Source organism: Paludibacterium sp. (genome assembly GCF_019232825.1).
Taxonomy (GTDB): Bacteria; Pseudomonadota; Gammaproteobacteria; order Burkholderiales; family Chromobacteriaceae; genus Paludibacterium.
The window spans coordinates 1-16,864 of the sequence record NZ_JAFAND010000112.1 but is presented as its reverse complement, the minus strand read 5'-3'; the positions used below and the strand labels follow the sequence as shown (position 1 = coordinate 16,864).

Below are 16,864 nucleotides of genomic sequence, written 5' to 3'. Positions count from 1 at the left end.
ATCGCACAATTCTACCAGTACCGCAATCAACAGACATGCAGCGATTAGCACAACTAAAGCAGTGGCTTTCCGATCGACACCCTGGAATCGACTTGCAGGTGGCGTTCGCGGCGGCCGACGCCGACTTCCGCCGTTATTTCCGGGCGACGTTCCCAGACGGCTCCACTCGCATTCTGATGGATGCCCAACCGGATAAAATGGACACCGCGCCCTATGCGCATGCGCGCGAGGTGTTGGCGATGCTCAATGTGCCGCAAATCTATGCCCACGACCGCGAACAGGGGTTCATGGAGCTGCAGGATCTTGGCAACGTCACCTATATGGCGGCATTGCAGCAGGAGTCCGAACCGGCGACCGCGCGCTTGCTGTTGTTGGAAGCGATCGACAGTTTGATCGAGATGCAGCGGGCAAGCCGCCCGGGGGCGTTGCCCAATTATGACCGGAACTTATTGCAGCGCGAAGTCGACCTGTTTCCGGAGTGGTTCGCCGCCAAAGAGCTGCAACGGCCATTGACGTTCGCCCAGCGCAAACTCTGGGACGCCAGCGTGCCGCTGGTGCTTGACCGCGCCTTGGCGCAGCCGCAGGTGTTCGTGCATCGCGACTATATCGTGCGCAATTTGATGCTGACCGACGGGCGGCCTGGCGTGCTGGATTTTCAGGACGCGGTTTACGGCCCGATCACCTACGATTTGGTGTCGCTGTTGCGCGACGCTTTCATCGAGTTCGACGAGGAGCTGGTGCTGGATATCGTGGTGCGGTACTGGGAGAAGGCGCGCAAGGCGGGTCTGCCGGTGGCGGCCAATATCGACGATTTCTACCGCGACTTCGAGTGGATGGGCGTACAGCGCCATCTGAAAGTGGCGGGCATCTTCTGCCGTCTGTGGCACCGTGACGGCAAGGAGCGCTATCTGCCCGAGGTGCCGCGGTTCCTCAAATACCTGAAGAAAACCACGCGCCGTTACCAGGAACTCGCGCCGCTCTATCAGCTGCTGGTCGAGCTGGACGGCGACGAGGTGCAAAGCGGGTTCTCCTTCTAATGAAAGCGATGATTCTGGCCGCGGGGCGCGGCGAGCGCATGCGGCCGTTGACCGACCATACGCCCAAGCCGCTGCTCATGGCCGGCGGCGAGACGCTGATCGGCTGGCACATCCGTCGATTGGCGGCCTGCGGCATTACCGATCTGGTGATCAACCATGCCTGGCTAGGCGAGACGCTGCAGGCGGCGCTCGGCGACGGCGCCGCCTACGGCGTGCGCATCGCCTGGTCGGCCGAGCGCGAGGCGCTCGAAACGGCCGGCGGCATTGCCCAGGCGCTGCCGCTATTAGGTGAGGCGCCCTTTTTGCTGGTTAACGGCGACGTGTTGTGCGATCTGGATTTCGCCCCGCTGGCCGAGATGGCGCGCCGGCTCGACGGTGAGGCGCGCCAAGCCCATCTGGTGCTGGTCGACAATCCGCCACACCGGCCGGGAGGCGATTTCACGCTGCATGCGGACGGTCTGGTTACGCGAGAGGCTGTGGCGGGGTTGCCGCGGCTGACCTACGCGGGTATCGGCGCCTATCATCCGTCCTTGCTGGCCAGTCTCGCGCAGCGCTCGCCGGTGCGCGAAACACTGCTGAACGTGTTCGTCGAAGCCATGGCGCGCGGCACCATCCATGGCGAGCGGCTCAATGGCGTGTGGCTGGATGTCGGCACCCCGGAGCGCCTGCGGCAAGCCGACCACATCGCCCGCGGCTGGAGCCTGCCGTGAGCCGACGCATCCTTGGCGTGGATCCCGGCTCGCGCATCACCGGTTTCGGAGTGATCGACGTGGTCGGTCAGCAACGCCACTATGTGGCCTCCGGCTGCATCCGCACGCCGGAAGGGGCGCCGCTGGCACAGCGGCTGCGCGTGATCGCCGAGCATCTGTTCGAAGTGATCGAAACCTATCGGCCGCACGAGGCGGCGGTCGAGCAGGTATTCGTCAACGTCAATCCGGCGGCGACGCTGATGCTTGGGCAAGCGCGCGGCGCGGTGGTGACGGCGCTGGTGTTGCGCGACCTGCCGGTGGCGGAGTACACCGCGCTGCAGGTCAAGCAATCGGTGGTCGGCCAGGGCAAGGCGCACAAGACGCAGGTGCAGGACATGGTTGTGCGGCTGTTGTCGCTGTCGGGCACGCCGCAGGCCGATGCCGCCGACGCGTTGGCGGTGGCGCTGGCGCATGCCAATCATGGCGGCCCGGCGCTGGCCGCCGCGGGGGCGCTCGGCTTGCGCGTCAAAGGCGGGCGGCTGGTGTGAGCCGGTTTTTACCTTCAATTCGATGAAAGAGCCAAGATGATCGGACGCCTGAACGGGGTGTTGCTGGAAAAACTGCCGCCGCAGGTGGTGATCGATGTGCAGGGGGTCGGTTATGAGGTCGACGTGCCGATGACGACCTACTATCAGTTGCCGTCATTGGGCGAGAAGGTGGTGCTGTTCATCCATCAAGTGGTGCGCGAGGACGCGCATCTGCTGTTTGGTTTTCTGAGCCGGGCCGAACGCGAGACCTTCCGTCAGCTGATCAAGGTCACCGGCATCGGTGCGCGCATCGCACTGGCGATTCTCTCCGGCATGAGCGCCGACGAGTTGGCGCAGGCGATTGCCAGCGAAGACTTGAAGCGGCTGTCCGCGGTGCCGGGCATCGGCAAGAAAACCGCCGAGCGGCTGGTGCTGGAGCTGCGTGGCAAGCTGGTCACGGGCGCCGCGCTCGCCACGCCGGGCGGACTGCCGTTTGCCGCCGCCAACGATGGCCGCGGCGACATTCTCAACGCGCTGATCGCGCTCGGCTATAGCGAGAAAGAGGCGCAGGCGGCGATGAAGGTATTGCCGGCCGACGTCGACGTCAGCGAGGGCATCCGCCTGGCGCTCAAGGGTCTGGCCAAAGGCTGAAACTGGGGCGGCGTTACCTCGGAGGATGAAAAAGACGTCATGCCCGCGGTGTTTGGTGCAATGCCGCGCGTTGCGCGCCGATTGCACCCTACGCAACGGGCTTCCATTCGCGTAGGGCGCACTGGCCGCAGGCAGTGCGCCACAGCCCCCCTTCGTCATTAGACGCCAAGACGCTGGCGGTAGTCCGCCAGCTGTTGGATCGTCAACCGCGGAATGCAAAAGCGCGCCAAGTAGCGCTCAAGCGCCTCGCCACGCATCATCGTACCGTCGGGATTCATCAATTCGCATAGCACCGCCGCCGGCGATAGCCCGGCAAGCCGCGCCAGGTCGACCGCGCCCTCGGTGTGGCCGCGGCGCTCGAGTACGCCGCCATCTCGGGCGATCAACGGGAAGACATGTCCCGGGCGGGCCAAATCCTCGGGCCGCGCATCCGGCGCGACCGCGGCGCGGATGGTGGTGACGCGGTCGGCGGCCGAGACGCCGGTGGTGACGCCATGGCGGGCTTCGATCGATTGCGTGAAGGCGGTGCCGTAACGGCTCTGGTTGTGCTCGACCATCAACGGCAATTGCAGCCGTTCGGCCGTGTCTCGCGTCAGGCACAGGCAAACGATGCCGCTGCAGTCGCGGATCAGTTGCGCCATGATCGGTACCGACAGTTTATCGGCGGCGACGATCAGGTCCGCCTCGTTTTCGCGGTCGTCGTCGTCCAAAAGCGCGATCGGCAAGCCGCGCTTGAACGTGTCCAGCACGGTTGCCACGGTATGGATAGGGGTTTCTTGCAGCAAGTTCATTGCATCGGTCCTCGAAAAATCGTTGAGAAACACGCATGCAGGGCAGACCCGCGCCTGAACAGACGCGGGGAAGTCTTCTTTCATCCGGACTATACCGTCGGCTCCGGCATTGAACCGGATCTGCTGACCCTGCCGCCGGGAAGGCGACAGGCGCTCGCGGGCTCGCTGGAGATTCCAGCCTACCGCCGGTGGGGAATCGCACCCCGCCCTGAAGACGTTGTCTTGACCCGAAGGTCGGCAATCATCATAGCAGGATGATAAGATTGCAGTCTAATCCCCTCAATTAATGGACCGTCATGCTGGAAACCGACAATCTCATGGGCGACGCACCGCGCCGCATCGTGACGCAGCAAACGCTTTCGGCGCAGGAAGAGGCGTTGGAGCGCGCATTGCGGCCCAAGCTGCTCGACGAGTATGTCGGCCAGGTCAAAGCGCGTGAGCAGCTGGAAATCTTCATCCAGGCGGCGAAAAAGCGTGGCGAGGCGCTGGATCACGTGCTGCTGTTCGGTCCGCCGGGACTTGGCAAGACCACGCTCGCGCACATCATTGCCCGCGAAATGGGCGTCAACCTGCGTCAGACTTCCGGTCCGGTCTTGGAGCGCGCCGGCGACTTGGCCGCGCTGTTGACCAATCTGGAACCGCACGACGTGCTGTTCATCGACGAAATCCATCGTCTAAGCCCGGTGGTCGAGGAAATTCTCTACCCGGCGCTCGAGGACTATCAGATCGACATCATGATCGGCGAAGGCCCGGCGGCGCGCTCGGTCAAAATCGATCTGCCCCCTTTTACCCTGGTCGGCGCTACCACGCGCGCCGGCATGCTGACCAATCCGCTGCGCGACCGCTTCGGCATCGTGTCGCGGCTCGAGTTTTACACGCCGGAAGAATTGACGCGCATCGTGCAGCGCTCGGCTGGGCTGTTGAACGTCACCCTGGGCGGCAACGGCGCCTTCGAGGTGGCGCGACGCAGCCGCGGCACGCCGCGTATCGCCAACCGGCTGCTGCGCCGCGTGCGCGATTACGCCGAGGTGCGCGCCGATGGCGTGGTCAGCGCCGAGGTGGCGGATGCGGCCTTGTCGATGCTGGATGTGGATGTGGCGGGATTGGACGTGATGGACCGCAAGTTGTTGTCGGCGGTGATCGAGAAGTTCGCCGGGGGGCCCGTCGGGCTCGACAATGTCGCCGCTGCGATCGGCGAGAGCACCGACACCATCGAGGACGTGATCGAGCCGTTCCTGATTCAGCAGGGCTATCTGCAACGCACGCCACGCGGCCGTGTGGCCACGGCATTGGCGTTCACCCACTTCGGCTTGGCGCGCAATGACTGATCTGTTGCGTATCGGCGTGGATCTGGGCGGCACCAAGACCGAAATCATGGTGTTGTCGCGTTCGGGCGAGGTGTTGTTGCGGCGCCGCGAGGCGACGCCACGCGGCGACTATGCCGCGTCGGTGGCGCAGATCGGCCGTATGGTGCGCGCGGCGGAGGCCGAATTGGGCGCGCGCGGCACGGTGGGGATCGGCACGCCAGGCGCGGTCTCCGCCCTGACGGGGCGCATGAAGAACTGCAACTCGGTTTGGCTGAACGGCCAACCGCTGGCGGAGGACTTGGCGCGCGAACTGGATCGCCCGGTGCGCCTCTCCAACGACGCGAACTGCTTTGCTTTGTCCGAGGCGGTCGATGGTGCGGGGCAAGGTGCGCGCGTGGTGTTCGGCGTGATTCTCGGCACCGGCGTCGGTGCCGGCATTGTGGTGGACGGAAGGGTGCTTGACGGGGCAAACCGCATCGCCGGCGAGTGGGGGCATAATCCGCTGCCGTTGCCGGGGGCGGCCGATTTACCGCTGCCCGCCTGTTATTGCGGCCGTGCCGGGTGTATCGAACGCTACCTGTCAGGGCCGGCCTGGAGCGAGGCCTGTCTGCGCGAGCAAGGGTTGGCGCTTGAGCCGGCCGAGATTGCCGAGCGCGCTGCCAGTGGCGTGTGCCAAGCGTCGCTGGCGTCGCTCGATACCTATCTGGATCGGCTGGCGCGCGCGCTGGCCGGCGTGATCAATCTCCTCGACCCGGACGTGATCGTGCTTGGCGGGGGGCTATCGAATATTCCGGCGTTGTACGAGGGCGTGCCGGCGCGTTGGGGACGTTACGTGTTCTCCGACCGTGTCCTGACGCGCCTGGTGGCGCCGGCGCATGGCGATTCGTCCGGCGTGCGCGGCGCGGCTTGGTTATGGAATGAGGGGGCGCCCGCGGGCGCCGACGACTAGAATGATCGCAATAGATCAGAATACGAAGAGACGAGGTGAGGCATGTTTTTAGTCATGTTGCTGGTGGCGCTGGTCGTGTCGCTGTTGGCGTCGGTACTGACCGCGCGCTTTTTTGACAAAGCGGTCGACAGTATCCTGGCGCGCATCGTTGGCACCGAACTGGCCGACGCTTGGCACAAGTACATCCAATTCGCCATTGTGGTGGTGGGTGTTTCCGGGGGCGTGCAGTTGTGGGAGCTGCAGAAGTACATTGCCAACAAGGGCGATAACGGCACGCCGCCGCCGCTGACCTTCATGAGCTGGGTGCTGGAAATCTATCGCACGCTGATCGAAACGCTGCAGTCGATCGTCTGGATGCTGTTGCTGTTCTTCTTGTGTGGCATGATTGCCATCGTCATCATGCGCAGCATCGAGCTGCGCCGCCAACGGCGTGACGCCGACGACGCCTCGTAGCCGGCCTCGTCAATATTCACGAAAAGCCGCGCCCTATGGAGCGCGGCTTTTTGTTTGGCAGCTTCGCCGTTCCGTTACAGAACCACCATGTTGTCGCGGTGAATGAGCTCCGGCTCGCCGATATAGCCTAATACGGCCTCGATGTCGCGCGTGGCGACTTTGACGATCTGCCGCGCCTCGTCCGAGCTGTAGTTGACGAGTCCGCGCGCCAGCTCGTTGCCTTGCGGATCGACACAGGCCACGGCCTCGCCGCGCAGGAAGTCGCCCTCCACCGCCACGACGCCGATGGGCAGCAGACTCGTGCCCTTGGCGACGATGGCGCGGGCGGCGCCGGCATCGACGGTGACGCGGCCAGAAAGCTTGAGGTGGTCGGCGAGCCACTGCTTGCGTGCCGCCAGCCGGCTGGTGACGGCCTGCAGCTGGGTGCCGATGTGCTCGCCGTCGGCCAAACGCGACAGCACGTGCGGCTCGCGGCCGCAGGCGATGACGGTGTGGGCGCCACTGTGCGCCGCGCGCTTGGCGGCCAGAATCTTGGTCAACATGCCGCCAGTGCCGACGCGGCTGCCGGCGCCGCCGGCCATGTCCTCCAGCGCCGGGTCGCCGGCGGTGGCGTCTTGCACCAGCTTTGCCAGCGGGTCCTTGCGCGGGTCGGCGGTGAATAGGCCGATCTGGTCGGTCAGGATCACCAGCGCATCCGCTTCGATCAGGTTGGTGACCAGCGCGCCCAGCGTGTCGTTGTCGCCCAGGCGAATCTCATCGGTGACCACGGTATCGTTCTCGTTGATGATCGGCACCACGTTGAGATTGAGTAACGTGGTCAGCGTCGAGCGCGCGTTGAGGTAGCGCGTGCGGTCGGCCAGGTCTTCGTGCGTGAGCAGAATCTGCGCGGTGCCGAGACCAAAGGCGCGGAAGGCCGATTCATACGCTTGGCACAGCCCCATCTGGCCGACCGCGGCAGCGGCCTGCAGTTGATCGACGCTCTTGGGCCGCGCGGCCCAGCCGAGCCGTTGACAGCCTTCGGCAATGGCGCCGCTGGAGACCAATACCACCTGCTTGCCGCGCCGCTTGAGTTCGGCAATCTCCTCCGCCCAGCGGCCGAGCGCCGCCAGGTCGAGCCCCTTGCCGTCGTTGGTGACCAGGCTGGAACCGACTTTGACGACGATGCGGCTGGCCGAGTGAATAACCGAATGCATAATGAACGTTATCCGGGTAAAAGAAATAATTATAAGGAGTCGGCGCCTCGGCGCGAAGCCTATTCGGGTTATTAGGGCAATGCCGGTTGCGCGGGCGCGCCGCCCGCCTCGCGGGCGAGCGCGTCCAGCGCCTCGGCCGTCGCCTCGGCCAGCTGGCGCATTTCGCCGTCTTGCAGGCAGTAGGGCGGCATGTAGTACACCGTATTGCCGATCGGCCGCACCAGGCAGCCCCGTTCGAGCATGGCGGCGAAGAACGCTTGGGCGAAATCCCCGCGCGGCGTGTCGACGTCGAAAGCCCAAATCATCCCTTGTTGGCGAAAGTGCCGTACGTCTGTGCGTGCGGCGAGCGGGGCAAGAATGCCGCTAAAGCGTGCCGCCTTGTCGCGGTTGCCCGCCAGAATGTCCTCGTCGCGCAAGGTATCGAGCACGGCCAGTGCCGCGCTGCAGGCCAACGGGTTGCCGGTGTAGCTATGCGAGTGCAAGAAGCCTGCGCGCACGTCCTCGCTGTAAAACGCCTGATAGACGTTGTCGGTGGTCAATACGCACGACAGCGGCAGGAAGCCGCCGGTGATGCCTTTGGACAGGCACAGGAAGTCGGGGCGGATGTCGGCCTGCTCGCAGGCGAACAGCGTGCCGGTGCGGCCGAAGCCGACGGCGATTTCGTCGGCGATCAAGTGCACCTGATATTGGTCGCACAAGCGCCGCGCCTCGCGCAGATAGTCCGGATGGTACATGGCCATGCCGGCCGCGCCTTGGACCAGCGGCTCGAGAATCAGCGCCGCCACGTCGCCGGCATGTTTGGCCAGCACGTTCTCCAGCGCGCGCGCTGCGGCGAGCGCCACGTCGCGAGCGGACTGGCCGGGCGCTGCTTGGCGCGCGTCCGGCGTCGGCACGCGCAAGGCACGCGCGATGAGGGGGGCATAGGTTGCAGAGAACAGCGGCACATCGGTCACCGCCAGCGCGCCGATGGTTTCGCCGTGATAGCTGTTCTCCAGGCTGATGAAGCGGCTTTTCTGCGCCTTGCCGCTGTTCTTCCAATAGTGGAAGCTCATTTTCAACGCGATTTCAGTGGCGCTGGCGCCGTCGGAACCATAAAAAGCGTGGCCGAGGCCGGAGAGCGCCGCCAAGCGCTCGGACAGTTCGATGACCGGACGGTGGGTGAAGCCCGCCAGCATGACATGCTCGAGCGTATCGAGCTGGTCGTGCAGGGCCTGCTTGATGCGCGGGTGGCCATGGCCGAGCAGGTTGACCCACCAGGAACTGACCGCGTCGAGGTAACGTTTGCCGTCGAAATCCGTCAGCCAGGCGCCTTGAGCGCTGGCGATCGGCACCAGCGGGAAGCGTTCATGGCGCTTCATTTGCGTGCAAGGGTGCCAGACGGCCTGAAGGCTGCGGTTGAGCCAGTCTTGGTTCGACATGCCGATATTCCTAGAGATGAAAAGCAGGGTAAAGATGCTACCACGGCGCCGTGCCGCGCGGCCGTGCCTGTCAGCCGGTGGCGCGCTAGCATGAGTCTGTTCCCTTCTGGGCGGTCGGCGAGGAGTCAGCATGCGCGTATATCGAGAGTCGGCGGGGTTTTCGTTGATTGAGCTGATGGTTGTGGTGGCCATCATCGGCGTGTTGGCCGTGACCGCCATGCCGCGCTATCAGGATTACAGTACGCGCGCGCGGCTGGCGGAGGCGGTGCAGCTGCTGGCGGCGGCGCGCGTCAGCGTGGCGGAGTACGCCATCGCAAAAGGCCAGATGCCCACCAACCAGGCGGAGGCCGGAATCGACGACATCGCCACGGATTTGGTGGCGTCGATTTCCTATACGCTGAATTCAAACGGGAATGGTTTGCTGACGGTCAGGCTACGCGGTACCGGCAATCCGGAAGTCGACGAGCGCCATTTTTCCATGGAGGGGGAAAGGGCGGGCGGCGTGATCACCTGGCGTTGTCGATCCGGTGGTGCGGCGGGCCAGTCCGCGATCCCCGTGCGCCTGCTGCCGGCGAATTGCCGCAGCCTCGCTGGACCAGCTAAATAGAGTCAGGCATCACTCGGGTGTATGCGTTTGAGCAACTTTGATGAAAACCGTGCTGGCTTGGCGCGATTTTTGCGCTATCCTTGCGGCTTCACCGAAACGACCCCGAGCTATGCAATTCAGAACCCTGACTTTGACGATGGCCACCTTATTCTGGTGTCTGATAGCCATCGTGCCTTTCGCTTCGCCGATTCATTACGTGCCGCTGCCCCAATGGTGGGGGGAAATCGGCACGGTTTGGCTGGCGCTGGGCGCCGGGTTGTTGCTGGCTTGCAACGGTACGTTGTTCGAACGCCTGCCGCGCGCCACGATTTGGTGTTTGGCATTGGCGCTGTGTTGGGCCTTGCAGCCTTGGTTCGTCAAGATCCTGTTTCCGGGCATGAATTACGCGACCGCGCTGAGTTTTTGCGCGTTGGCGGTATTGGCCGCGGTCACGCTGACGCTGCGTGACGAAATAGGCCTCCCCCGCCTGACTTTCTGGCTAGCCTGGGCGCTGGTGATCGGCAGCTTGGTGCAATCGTTGATCGGGTTCACCCAACTGACCGGTTTGGCGACGATGATGAACGGCGTGGTCTTCTACGACTCTTCGCACCCCACCACCAACATCTTTGGGCATATCGGTCAGCGTAACCAGTACGCGCACTATCTGATGTGGGGCATGATCGCCGGGGTGTACCTGTTTTCGATCGAGAAAGTGCGCGGCCGCTGGTTCATGCTGTGGACCCTCTGGCTGTCGTTGATGCTGGCGTATGCCGCCTCGCGCACCGTACTGCTGTATGTGGTGGCGGTGGTGCTCATCGGCATCATCTGGCATGCCCGTGTGCGCACGGCGATTTCCCGTAGGATGATGTTGGCGATGTTCTTCGCCTGTTGCGCCATCGTCGCGGGACAGTTCCTGCTGCCATACGCCAATCAGGCGGTGGCGTTCTTCACCCACAGCCACGCCGCCGTCTCCTCCGGCGTTGAGCGTTTGGCAGCCAATGGCGACGACATGTCTTCCCGCCGGTTTGGCGAAATGCATAAGGCGTGGCTGGTGTTCCGCGCCCACGCCGCGCGCGGGGTAGGCTGGTCGCAGTATGCGGCGCAAAGCGTCACGCTGCAGGCGCTGCCGCAGTTCGCCAACGACGGCGTCAACAGCGGGCTGTTTACCAACGCGCATAACTTGATTCTGCAGCTGTTGGCGGAAATGGGCTGGGTGATCACCGCTGTCGTGCTCTTGGGGTTTGCCTGGGCGATTTGGCCTTACTTCAGCCAGCGCGCACAGGTGGAGGGCGTGTTGCCGTTGGCCTGCATGGCGGTGACGCTGATTCACAGCATGGTCGAGTATCCGCTGTGGTACCTGTATTTTCTCGCCATGCTGGTGATTTTCATGGCGCTGGCGCCGCTGCCGGAACGCGGTCGCGGCACCGGGTTGCGGGTGTTGTGGCGGCTCGTGCTGTTTGTCGGCATGGTGGCGCTGGGGGCGGTGTCCATTGACTCGGTCAAGCATTATGCCGAACTGACCCGGCTCTATACGCCTACCAACAACGCGAAGATCGACAACCCGCGCATCGAACGGCTGATCGCCATCATCCACACCGAGCCCTTGTATGCGTTCCATGCCATCTATACGCTGGATAACTACCTGGAGGCCACGCCGGACGATTTGCCCCGCAAACGCGCGTTGATCGATCTGCTGGCTGCGATCCGCCCCTATCCGGATGTGCTGCTCAAGCAGGCCGAGATGCAGGCGATGGTGGGGCAGGAGCCGCAGGCCGAACAGACGTTGAATTTGGCGCTGGCGTCGTTCCCGACCTACGCGCAGGATTTCATCGAGGATCTGCAGGATGGCCCGGCTTCCTGGACGCGGCTGCGCGAAATGAGCAGCGAGGCTTATGCCCGTCTGCCGGCGAAGTACCGCAGTACGCCGGTAGAGTAAAACACCATCGACGACGACAAAAAACCCTGCGCTAGCGCAGGGTTTTTTGTCGTGGGGAAGCGGTATGGGTCAGGCCTGAGCCGACATCGCGTGTTTCATCTTGCCCAGCGCTTTGGCCTCGATTTGACGAATACGCTCGGCCGAGACGCCGAATTCGGCCGCCAGATCGTGCAGCGTGGCGCCGCCGTCGTCGGCCAACCAGCGCGCTTCGATGATGCGCCGGCTGCGCTCGTCGAGCGACAACAGGGCTTTTTCCAAGCCGACCGTCTGCAATTGCGCCAGGGCTTTTTTCTCCAACTGACGGGTCGGCTCGGCCTCGGCGTCGGCCAGCCAGTCGATCGGCGCGAAACCTTCCTCGTCGCCATCATCGGCGGTCAGGGCAATATCTTGTCCGGTCAAGCGCGTTTCCATTTCCAGCACTTCCTCGCGCTTGACGCCCAAGTCGTCGGCAATGGCTTGCGCCTCGGCATCGGTCAGGGCGGAGAAGTTCTTCTTCATGCTGCGCAGGTTGAAGAACAGCTTGCGCTGCGGCTTCGTGGTGGCGATACGCACTAGACGCCAGTTGCGCAGGATGAATTCGTGGATTTCCGCTTTGATCCAATGAATGGCGAAAGAGAACAGGCGCACGCCCCGGTTCGGTTCGAAGCGCTTCACGGCCTTCATCAGACCGATGTTGCCTTCTTGGATCAGATCGGCTTGCGGAAGGCCGTAACCGGCGTACCCGCGCGCAATCGACACCACCACGCGCAAGTGCGACAGCACAAGCTTTTTCGCCGCATCCAGATCGTTGGATCCGTGGTAGCGGGTTGCCAGCTCGTTCTCTTCCTCGGCCGACAGCATGGCGATGCTGTTAACCGCCTGGATGTACTGCTCCAGGCTGCCGGAAGTGGATGGAACGGGCAATGCGAAAGTTGTGGTCATAAGGCGATGATTCTCCGATAGGGTGATGCCATATTAGCACTCGGGTTAGTCGAGTGCTAGTCAGGAAAGTTGCATCAATCTATGTATTTATTTATCCGTTCAATAGCTTGTCTGCATCACATCAGTGCGGCACGATTTGCCGCAGGTGGTGATCCGCGGCCAAGCGGGCGCCGATGACGGCGAGGATGGCTGCGCCGGCGATAAAGACCGCCAGTTCCTGCGGTTGCAGCATGCGTAGCGAAACCTGTTCGTTGTACAGCCGGGCGAATTCCCGAATGGGCGGGTTGGCGACGATGGCGAGCCAACAGGTCAAGCCCCATGCGATCAAGGCGGCGAGAATGCCTTGCCATAATGCGTGGTACATGAAGGGACGGCGGATAAAGCTATCGGGCGCGCCAATCAGCTTGGTCACCTCGATCTCGTCGCGCCGTGCCAGAATCTGCATGCGGATGGTGTTATGGGTGACGAGCACCAGCGCCACCCCGAGCACCCCGGCGAGGAACCAGGTGAGCTGCCGGCCGAGCGAAATCATGGCGAACAGGCGTTTTGCCCAGCTGGCGTCGAATTGTGCGCTTTCAACCATGGGCAGGCCGGAAAGCTCCTTTTGCAGCATATCGAGCTCGCGCGGGTCGAGCGTGGTCGGTGTCACCACGAAGGCGTCCGGCAGCGGGTTGGCGCCGAGCCCGTCGGAGAGCCCGGAGAGGCCGTTGCGCGCTTCCATGTCTTTCAGCGCCTGGCCCTTGCTGATAAAGACGAAGGATTGCACTTCCGGATGCTTGTGCAGCGTCGTGTTGACGGCAGAGATGTCCGCCGCCTCGGCGCTTTGCTCCATATAGAGCGTGATCTGCGGCGTGGCGGTCAGCCGGCCGGCCCAGTCCTGCAGGCTGGCGATGGCTTGAAACAGCGACAGCGGCAGCGCCAGCGCCACCGACAGCATCAGCAGGTTGAGCAGGCTGCCGAACGGTTGGCGCAGAATCTTGGCCAGGGCGCCCTTGGCGCTTTGCGCGTGCAGATAGAAAAAGTGTCTCATGCGGCAAATTGTCCCTCTCGCAGGCGGATGATGCGGCGGCCGTAGTCCTCCATCAGGGTTTCGTCGTGCGCCGAGATGAGCACGGTGGCGCCGACCTGATGAAACGACTTGAACAACTCCATGATGTCGAGCGCGTAGGCGCGGTCGAGGTTGGCGGAGGGTTCGTCGGCCAGCAGGATCGATGGGCGGTGCACGACGGCGCGGGCGATGCACAGGCGCTGTTGCTCGCCTCCGGACAGACGGATCGGCATGGCTTTCTCGCGGCCGAGCAGCCCGACTTTGTCGAGTGCGGCGCGTACGCGCCGGGCGGCGTCGCGGCGGTCGAAGCCGATGATGTCGAGCGGCAGCATGACATTGTCGAAAACATTGCGGTCGAACAGGATCTTGTGATCCTGAAACACCATGCCGATATGCTGGCGAACGAAGCAGATCTGATTGCCGCGCATCCGGCTCAGGTTTTGGCCGTTGACGAGCACGGCGCCTTGCGTGGCGCGCTCAATGCCGGCGACCAGCTTGAGCAGCGTGGATTTGCCGGCGCCGGAGTGACCGGCCAGAAAGACCATTTCGCCGGTTTCGATGGAAAACGACAGGTTCTTCAGTGCCTCGATGCCGCCGGAATAGCGTTTGGTCACCTGGTCGAACTGGATCATGCGTAGTTGTTCCTCAACTCAATCGAACAGCGCGTCGATATACTCGCGCGCCGAAAAAGGCCGCAGATCGTCAAGGCCCTCGCCGACGCCGATGAACCGCAGCGGCACCGGGTGTTGTTTGGCGATAGCGGCGATGATGCCGCCCTTGGCCGTGCCGTCGAGTTTGGTAAGGATCAGGCCGGTCAAGCCGAGCGCTTCATCGAAGACCTTGACCTGATTGAGCGCATTCTGGCCGATGTTGGCGTCCAGAACCAGCACCACTTCGTGGGGCGCCTCGGGAATGGCCTTCTGAATGACGCGTTTGACCTTGCGGATTTCTTCCATCAGATGCAACTGCGTCGGTAACCGGCCGGCCGTATCGGCCAGCACCACATCGATGCCGCGCGCCTTGGCGGCGTTGATGGCGTCGAAGCAGACCGCCGCTGCGTCGCCGCCTTGCTGGGCGATGACCGTGACGTTGTTGCGCTCCCCCCACTCGATCAGCTGTTCACGCGCCGCGGCGCGGAAGGTGTCGCCGGCGGCGAGCAGCACGCTTAAGCCCTGGCATTGGAAATATTTGGCCAGCTTGCCGATGGAGGTGGTTTTGCCGGCGCCGTTGACGCCGGCCATCATGATGACGAAAGGCGTGGCGGCGCGTGGCGCGAGCGGCACCTCCAGCGGCGAGATGAGCTCGAAGAGCACCGCCTTGAGCGTTTCCTTCAGTTCGGCGCTGTCCTTGAGACCGGCGAGCGTCACGCGCTCGCGCACTTCGCGCAGCAGATGCTCTGTGGCGTCCACGCCCATGTCGGCGGTCAATAGAACCGTTTCCAGTTCTTCGTACAGCGCCTCGTCGATTTGGCCGCCGCCAAAGAGCCCCGCCAGGTTCTTGCCCAGCTTGTCGCGGGTTTTGGCCAGTCCGGACTTCAGCCGTTCAGTCCAGTTTCGCGGCGCCACGGCGGCGGGCTGCTCGATGACCGGTTGTGCCGCGTCGGCGGATTCTGCGTCGGGTTTTTTCTTGAAAAAACTGAACATGCGTGCCCTGTCGGTGCTTAATAGAAGAAGGGAATGTGAAATTGTACCTTTTAAAGCTGTGCCCGGAACACCGGTTCATGAAAGAATAGCGATCTTGTTGACGAAGTTTGATCGATGGCGGTGTCAGTCCGTCCGACAAGCAGTAATATTATTACTTTGGCAGGTGGCATGAATCAGCAGCGAAACAAGGTCAGAATCATCGGTGGCGAATACCGCCGGCGCCTGTTGCCGTTCCCCGATTCGTCGGGTTTGCGGCCGACGCCGGACCGCGTGCGCGAAACGGTGTTCAATTGGTTGGGGCAGTCGCTGCATGGCAAGCGTTGCCTCGATCTGTTCGCCGGAAGCGGCGCCATGGGGTTCGAGGCCGCATCGCGAGGCGCGGGTCGTGTGGTGATGGTGGAAAAAGGCCGTGCCGTGGCGGAAGCGCTGCAGGCGAATCGGCAGTTGCTGGCCGCGACGCAGGTCGACGTGCTCTGCACCGATGCGCTGCATTTTTTGCGCGCAGCCCGCGAGACCTTCGACGTGGTGTTCGTCGATCCGCCCTATGACAGCGATCTGTTGTCTGAAGTGCTGCCGCTGCTCGCGCCGGTGTTGGCGGCCGATGCGGTGGTTTATCTGGAAAGCCGGACTTGGCCGGCGCTTCCCGGTTGGGAGGTGTCGCGGCGTGGCAAGGCGGGCGTGGTGTGCTATGGGCTGATCGCGCGCGAAATCGCCGGCTGAATGGTGTTTAATGAATGAATGGGCGGGGCTGGATCGACTGGTCGCGCCTGCCGTGCAATGTGTAGAGGATTGAATTATGGCTTTGATGATTACCGACGAGTGCATCAACTGCGACGTCTGTGAACCCGAGTGCCCCAACCACGCGATTTCGCAAGGGGAGGAGATCTATCAGATCAACCCCGATTTGTGCACGCAGTGCGTGGGCCATTACGACGAGCCGCAGTGCCAGCAGGTGTGTCCGGTGGATTGCATTCCGCTGGATCCCGCGCGGCCGGAGACGCCGGATGAGCTGATGCAGAAGTATCAGCGCATTTCCAGCAAGGCTTGATACGCTAAGTCGTTGATGGCAAAGATAACGCCCGGCGCGGCTGCCAAGCACGCCGGGCGTTGTCTTTGCCGGGAGCAAAAAAATCAGGAAAAAATGACTTTCTGGTGTTGACACCCCCAGGGGGCTTCTATAATATTCGGCTCTCTTCACGGAGGGATTCCCGAGCGGTCAAAGGGATCAGACTGTAAATCTGACGGCTCTGCCTTCGAAGGTTCGAATCCTTCTCCCTCCACCAGATTTACTAGCGTCTTGTGCGGCGTGTAAGTTGGTCGTTCGTTCGTGCTAGGCGGGTGTAGCTCAATGGTAGAGCAGAAGCCTTCCAAGCTTATGACGAGGGTTCGATTCCCTTCACCCGCTCCAGCGTTAAAGCCTTGTTGTAAGAGGCCCATGTAGCTCAGGGGTAGAGCACTCCCTTGGTAAGGGAGAGGTCGGCAGTTCAATTCTGCCCATGGGCACCATACCGCGTAACTTTTTTATTTGGATTTCAGGGAAAAAGTTTATCATGGCAAAAGAGAAGTTTGAGCGGACCAAACCGCACGTAAACGTCGGCACCATCGGTCACGTGGACCATGGCAAGACCACCCTGACCGCCGCTATCACCACGATTCTGTCGAAGAAATTCGGCGGTGAAGCCAAGGGCTACGATCAAATCGACAGCGCGCCGGAA

At 62.9% G+C, this 16,864-nt stretch carries 19 protein-coding genes, 3 tRNA genes and 1 riboswitch; of the genes, 15 read left to right on the top strand and 7 right to left on the bottom strand.

Annotation, left to right across the window (positions count from 1 at the left end; genetic code table 11):
- Positions 1 to 35 precede the first annotated feature (35 nt).
- From amgK to ruvA, 4 genes are read left to right on the top strand one after another with little or no spacing between them, the layout of a single operon-like run.
- The gene (gene amgK, locus JOZ06_RS14245; protein WP_293233551.1) at positions 36 to 1,037 is read left to right on the top strand and encodes an N-acetylmuramate/N-acetylglucosamine kinase AmgK; all 1,002 of its coding nucleotides are present in this window, start codon (positions 36 to 38) and stop codon (positions 1,035 to 1,037) included.
- Positions 1,037 to 1,747, top strand: coding sequence for an N-acetylmuramate alpha-1-phosphate uridylyltransferase MurU (gene murU / locus JOZ06_RS14240; protein WP_293233549.1), 711 nt, complete (start codon positions 1,037 to 1,039; stop codon positions 1,745 to 1,747). The genes amgK and murU overlap by 1 nt, the downstream gene beginning before the upstream one ends.
- On the top strand, positions 1,744 to 2,274 hold the full coding sequence (gene ruvC / locus JOZ06_RS14235) for a crossover junction endodeoxyribonuclease RuvC (RefSeq protein WP_293233548.1): 531 nt from the start codon (positions 1,744 to 1,746) through the stop codon (positions 2,272 to 2,274). Before murU ends, ruvC begins: the two co-directional genes overlap by 4 nt.
- Positions 2,275 to 2,310: 36 nt before the next feature.
- A complete protein-coding gene (gene ruvA, locus JOZ06_RS14230) occupies positions 2,311 to 2,904 on the top strand; it encodes a Holliday junction branch migration protein RuvA (RefSeq protein ID WP_293233546.1) in 594 nt (197 codons plus the stop codon).
- Between the two features lie 158 nt (positions 2,905 to 3,062).
- Here ruvA and ribB read toward each other — a convergent pair whose 3' ends face one another.
- Entirely contained in the window at positions 3,063 to 3,695 is a 633-nt protein-coding gene (gene ribB, locus JOZ06_RS14225; protein ID WP_293233544.1) for a 3,4-dihydroxy-2-butanone-4-phosphate synthase, read from the bottom strand.
- Between the two features lie 68 nt (positions 3,696 to 3,763).
- A riboswitch (FMN riboswitch) is annotated at positions 3,764 to 3,915 on the bottom strand.
- Between the two features lie 76 nt (positions 3,916 to 3,991).
- Here ribB and ruvB point away from each other — a divergent pair.
- From ruvB to JOZ06_RS14210, 3 genes are read left to right on the top strand one after another with little or no spacing between them, the layout of a single operon-like run.
- Positions 3,992 to 5,023 (top strand): Holliday junction branch migration DNA helicase RuvB, encoded by a 1,032-nt coding sequence (gene ruvB / locus JOZ06_RS14220; protein WP_293233542.1) that lies wholly within the window; start codon positions 3,992 to 3,994, stop codon positions 5,021 to 5,023.
- Positions 5,016 to 5,951: an ROK family protein gene (locus JOZ06_RS14215; protein ID WP_293233540.1), complete on the top strand. Its 936-nt coding sequence runs from the start codon at positions 5,016 to 5,018 to the stop codon at positions 5,949 to 5,951. Before ruvB ends, JOZ06_RS14215 begins: the two co-directional genes overlap by 8 nt.
- Positions 5,952 to 5,993: 42 nt before the next feature.
- Positions 5,994 to 6,404: a hypothetical protein gene (locus JOZ06_RS14210; RefSeq protein WP_293233538.1), complete on the top strand. Its 411-nt coding sequence runs from the start codon at positions 5,994 to 5,996 to the stop codon at positions 6,402 to 6,404.
- Positions 6,405 to 6,478: 74 nt separating this feature from the next.
- On the opposite strand, the gene proB is transcribed toward JOZ06_RS14210, so the two are convergent.
- Together proB and JOZ06_RS14200 are read right to left on the bottom strand one after the other, a co-directional pair.
- Positions 6,479 to 7,597, bottom strand: coding sequence for a glutamate 5-kinase (gene proB, locus JOZ06_RS14205; protein ID WP_293233536.1), 1,119 nt, complete (start codon positions 7,595 to 7,597; stop codon positions 6,479 to 6,481).
- Positions 7,598 to 7,668: 71 nt separating this feature from the next.
- Positions 7,669 to 9,015 carry an adenosylmethionine--8-amino-7-oxononanoate transaminase gene (locus tag JOZ06_RS14200; RefSeq protein WP_293233534.1) on the bottom strand — a complete coding sequence of 449 codons (1,347 nt, stop codon included), beginning with the start codon at positions 9,013 to 9,015 and terminating at the stop codon, positions 7,669 to 7,671.
- Positions 9,016 to 9,145: 130 nt separating this feature from the next.
- On the opposite strand from JOZ06_RS14200, the gene JOZ06_RS14195 reads away from it, so the two are divergent.
- Together JOZ06_RS14195 and JOZ06_RS14190 are read left to right on the top strand one after the other, a co-directional pair.
- On the top strand, positions 9,146 to 9,622 hold the full coding sequence (locus JOZ06_RS14195) for a pilin (protein WP_293233532.1): 477 nt from the start codon (positions 9,146 to 9,148) through the stop codon (positions 9,620 to 9,622).
- A gap of 109 nt (positions 9,623 to 9,731) precedes the next feature.
- Positions 9,732 to 11,537 carry a Wzy polymerase domain-containing protein gene (locus tag JOZ06_RS14190; RefSeq protein WP_293233530.1) on the top strand — a complete coding sequence of 602 codons (1,806 nt, stop codon included), beginning with the start codon at positions 9,732 to 9,734 and terminating at the stop codon, positions 11,535 to 11,537.
- Positions 11,538 to 11,606: 69 nt separating this feature from the next.
- Here the strand turns inward: JOZ06_RS14190 and rpoH are convergent, their stop codons facing one another.
- The 4 genes from rpoH to ftsY all read right to left on the bottom strand — a co-directional run bounded on the left by rpoH (position 11,607) and on the right by ftsY (position 15,149).
- Entirely contained in the window at positions 11,607 to 12,458 is an 852-nt protein-coding gene (rpoH, locus tag JOZ06_RS14185; protein WP_293233528.1) for an RNA polymerase sigma factor RpoH, read from the bottom strand.
- A gap of 121 nt (positions 12,459 to 12,579) precedes the next feature.
- A complete protein-coding gene (ftsX, locus tag JOZ06_RS14180) occupies positions 12,580 to 13,488 on the bottom strand; it encodes a permease-like cell division protein FtsX (RefSeq protein ID WP_293233526.1) in 909 nt (302 codons plus the stop codon).
- Positions 13,485 to 14,138: a cell division ATP-binding protein FtsE gene (gene ftsE / locus JOZ06_RS14175; protein WP_293233524.1), complete on the bottom strand. Its 654-nt coding sequence runs from the start codon at positions 14,136 to 14,138 to the stop codon at positions 13,485 to 13,487. The genes ftsX and ftsE overlap by 4 nt, the downstream gene beginning before the upstream one ends.
- 18 nt (positions 14,139 to 14,156) lie before the next feature.
- Positions 14,157 to 15,149 carry a signal recognition particle-docking protein FtsY gene (gene ftsY, locus JOZ06_RS14170; protein ID WP_366814859.1) on the bottom strand — a complete coding sequence of 331 codons (993 nt, stop codon included), beginning with the start codon at positions 15,147 to 15,149 and terminating at the stop codon, positions 14,157 to 14,159.
- Positions 15,150 to 15,317: 168 nt separating this feature from the next.
- Here ftsY and rsmD point away from each other — a divergent pair, with 168 nt between their 5' ends.
- From rsmD to JOZ06_RS14140, 6 genes are all read left to right on the top strand, one after another.
- Positions 15,318 to 15,869 (top strand): 16S rRNA (guanine(966)-N(2))-methyltransferase RsmD, encoded by a 552-nt coding sequence (gene rsmD, locus JOZ06_RS14165; protein ID WP_293233522.1) that lies wholly within the window; start codon positions 15,318 to 15,320, stop codon positions 15,867 to 15,869.
- Between the two features lie 76 nt (positions 15,870 to 15,945).
- A complete protein-coding gene (locus tag JOZ06_RS14160) occupies positions 15,946 to 16,197 on the top strand; it encodes a YfhL family 4Fe-4S dicluster ferredoxin (protein WP_293233520.1) in 252 nt (83 codons plus the stop codon).
- 150 nt (positions 16,198 to 16,347) lie between these two features.
- Positions 16,348 to 16,432, top strand: a tRNA-Tyr gene (locus JOZ06_RS14155).
- 51 nt (positions 16,433 to 16,483) lie between these two features.
- A tRNA-Gly gene (locus JOZ06_RS14150) sits at positions 16,484 to 16,557 on the top strand.
- Positions 16,558 to 16,580: 23 nt separating this feature from the next.
- Positions 16,581 to 16,655, top strand: a tRNA-Thr gene (locus JOZ06_RS14145).
- 44 nt (positions 16,656 to 16,699) lie between these two features.
- Positions 16,700 to 16,864 (top strand): GTP-binding protein (locus JOZ06_RS14140; RefSeq protein ID WP_293230606.1); only part of this gene is annotated, 165 nt, incomplete at its 3' end.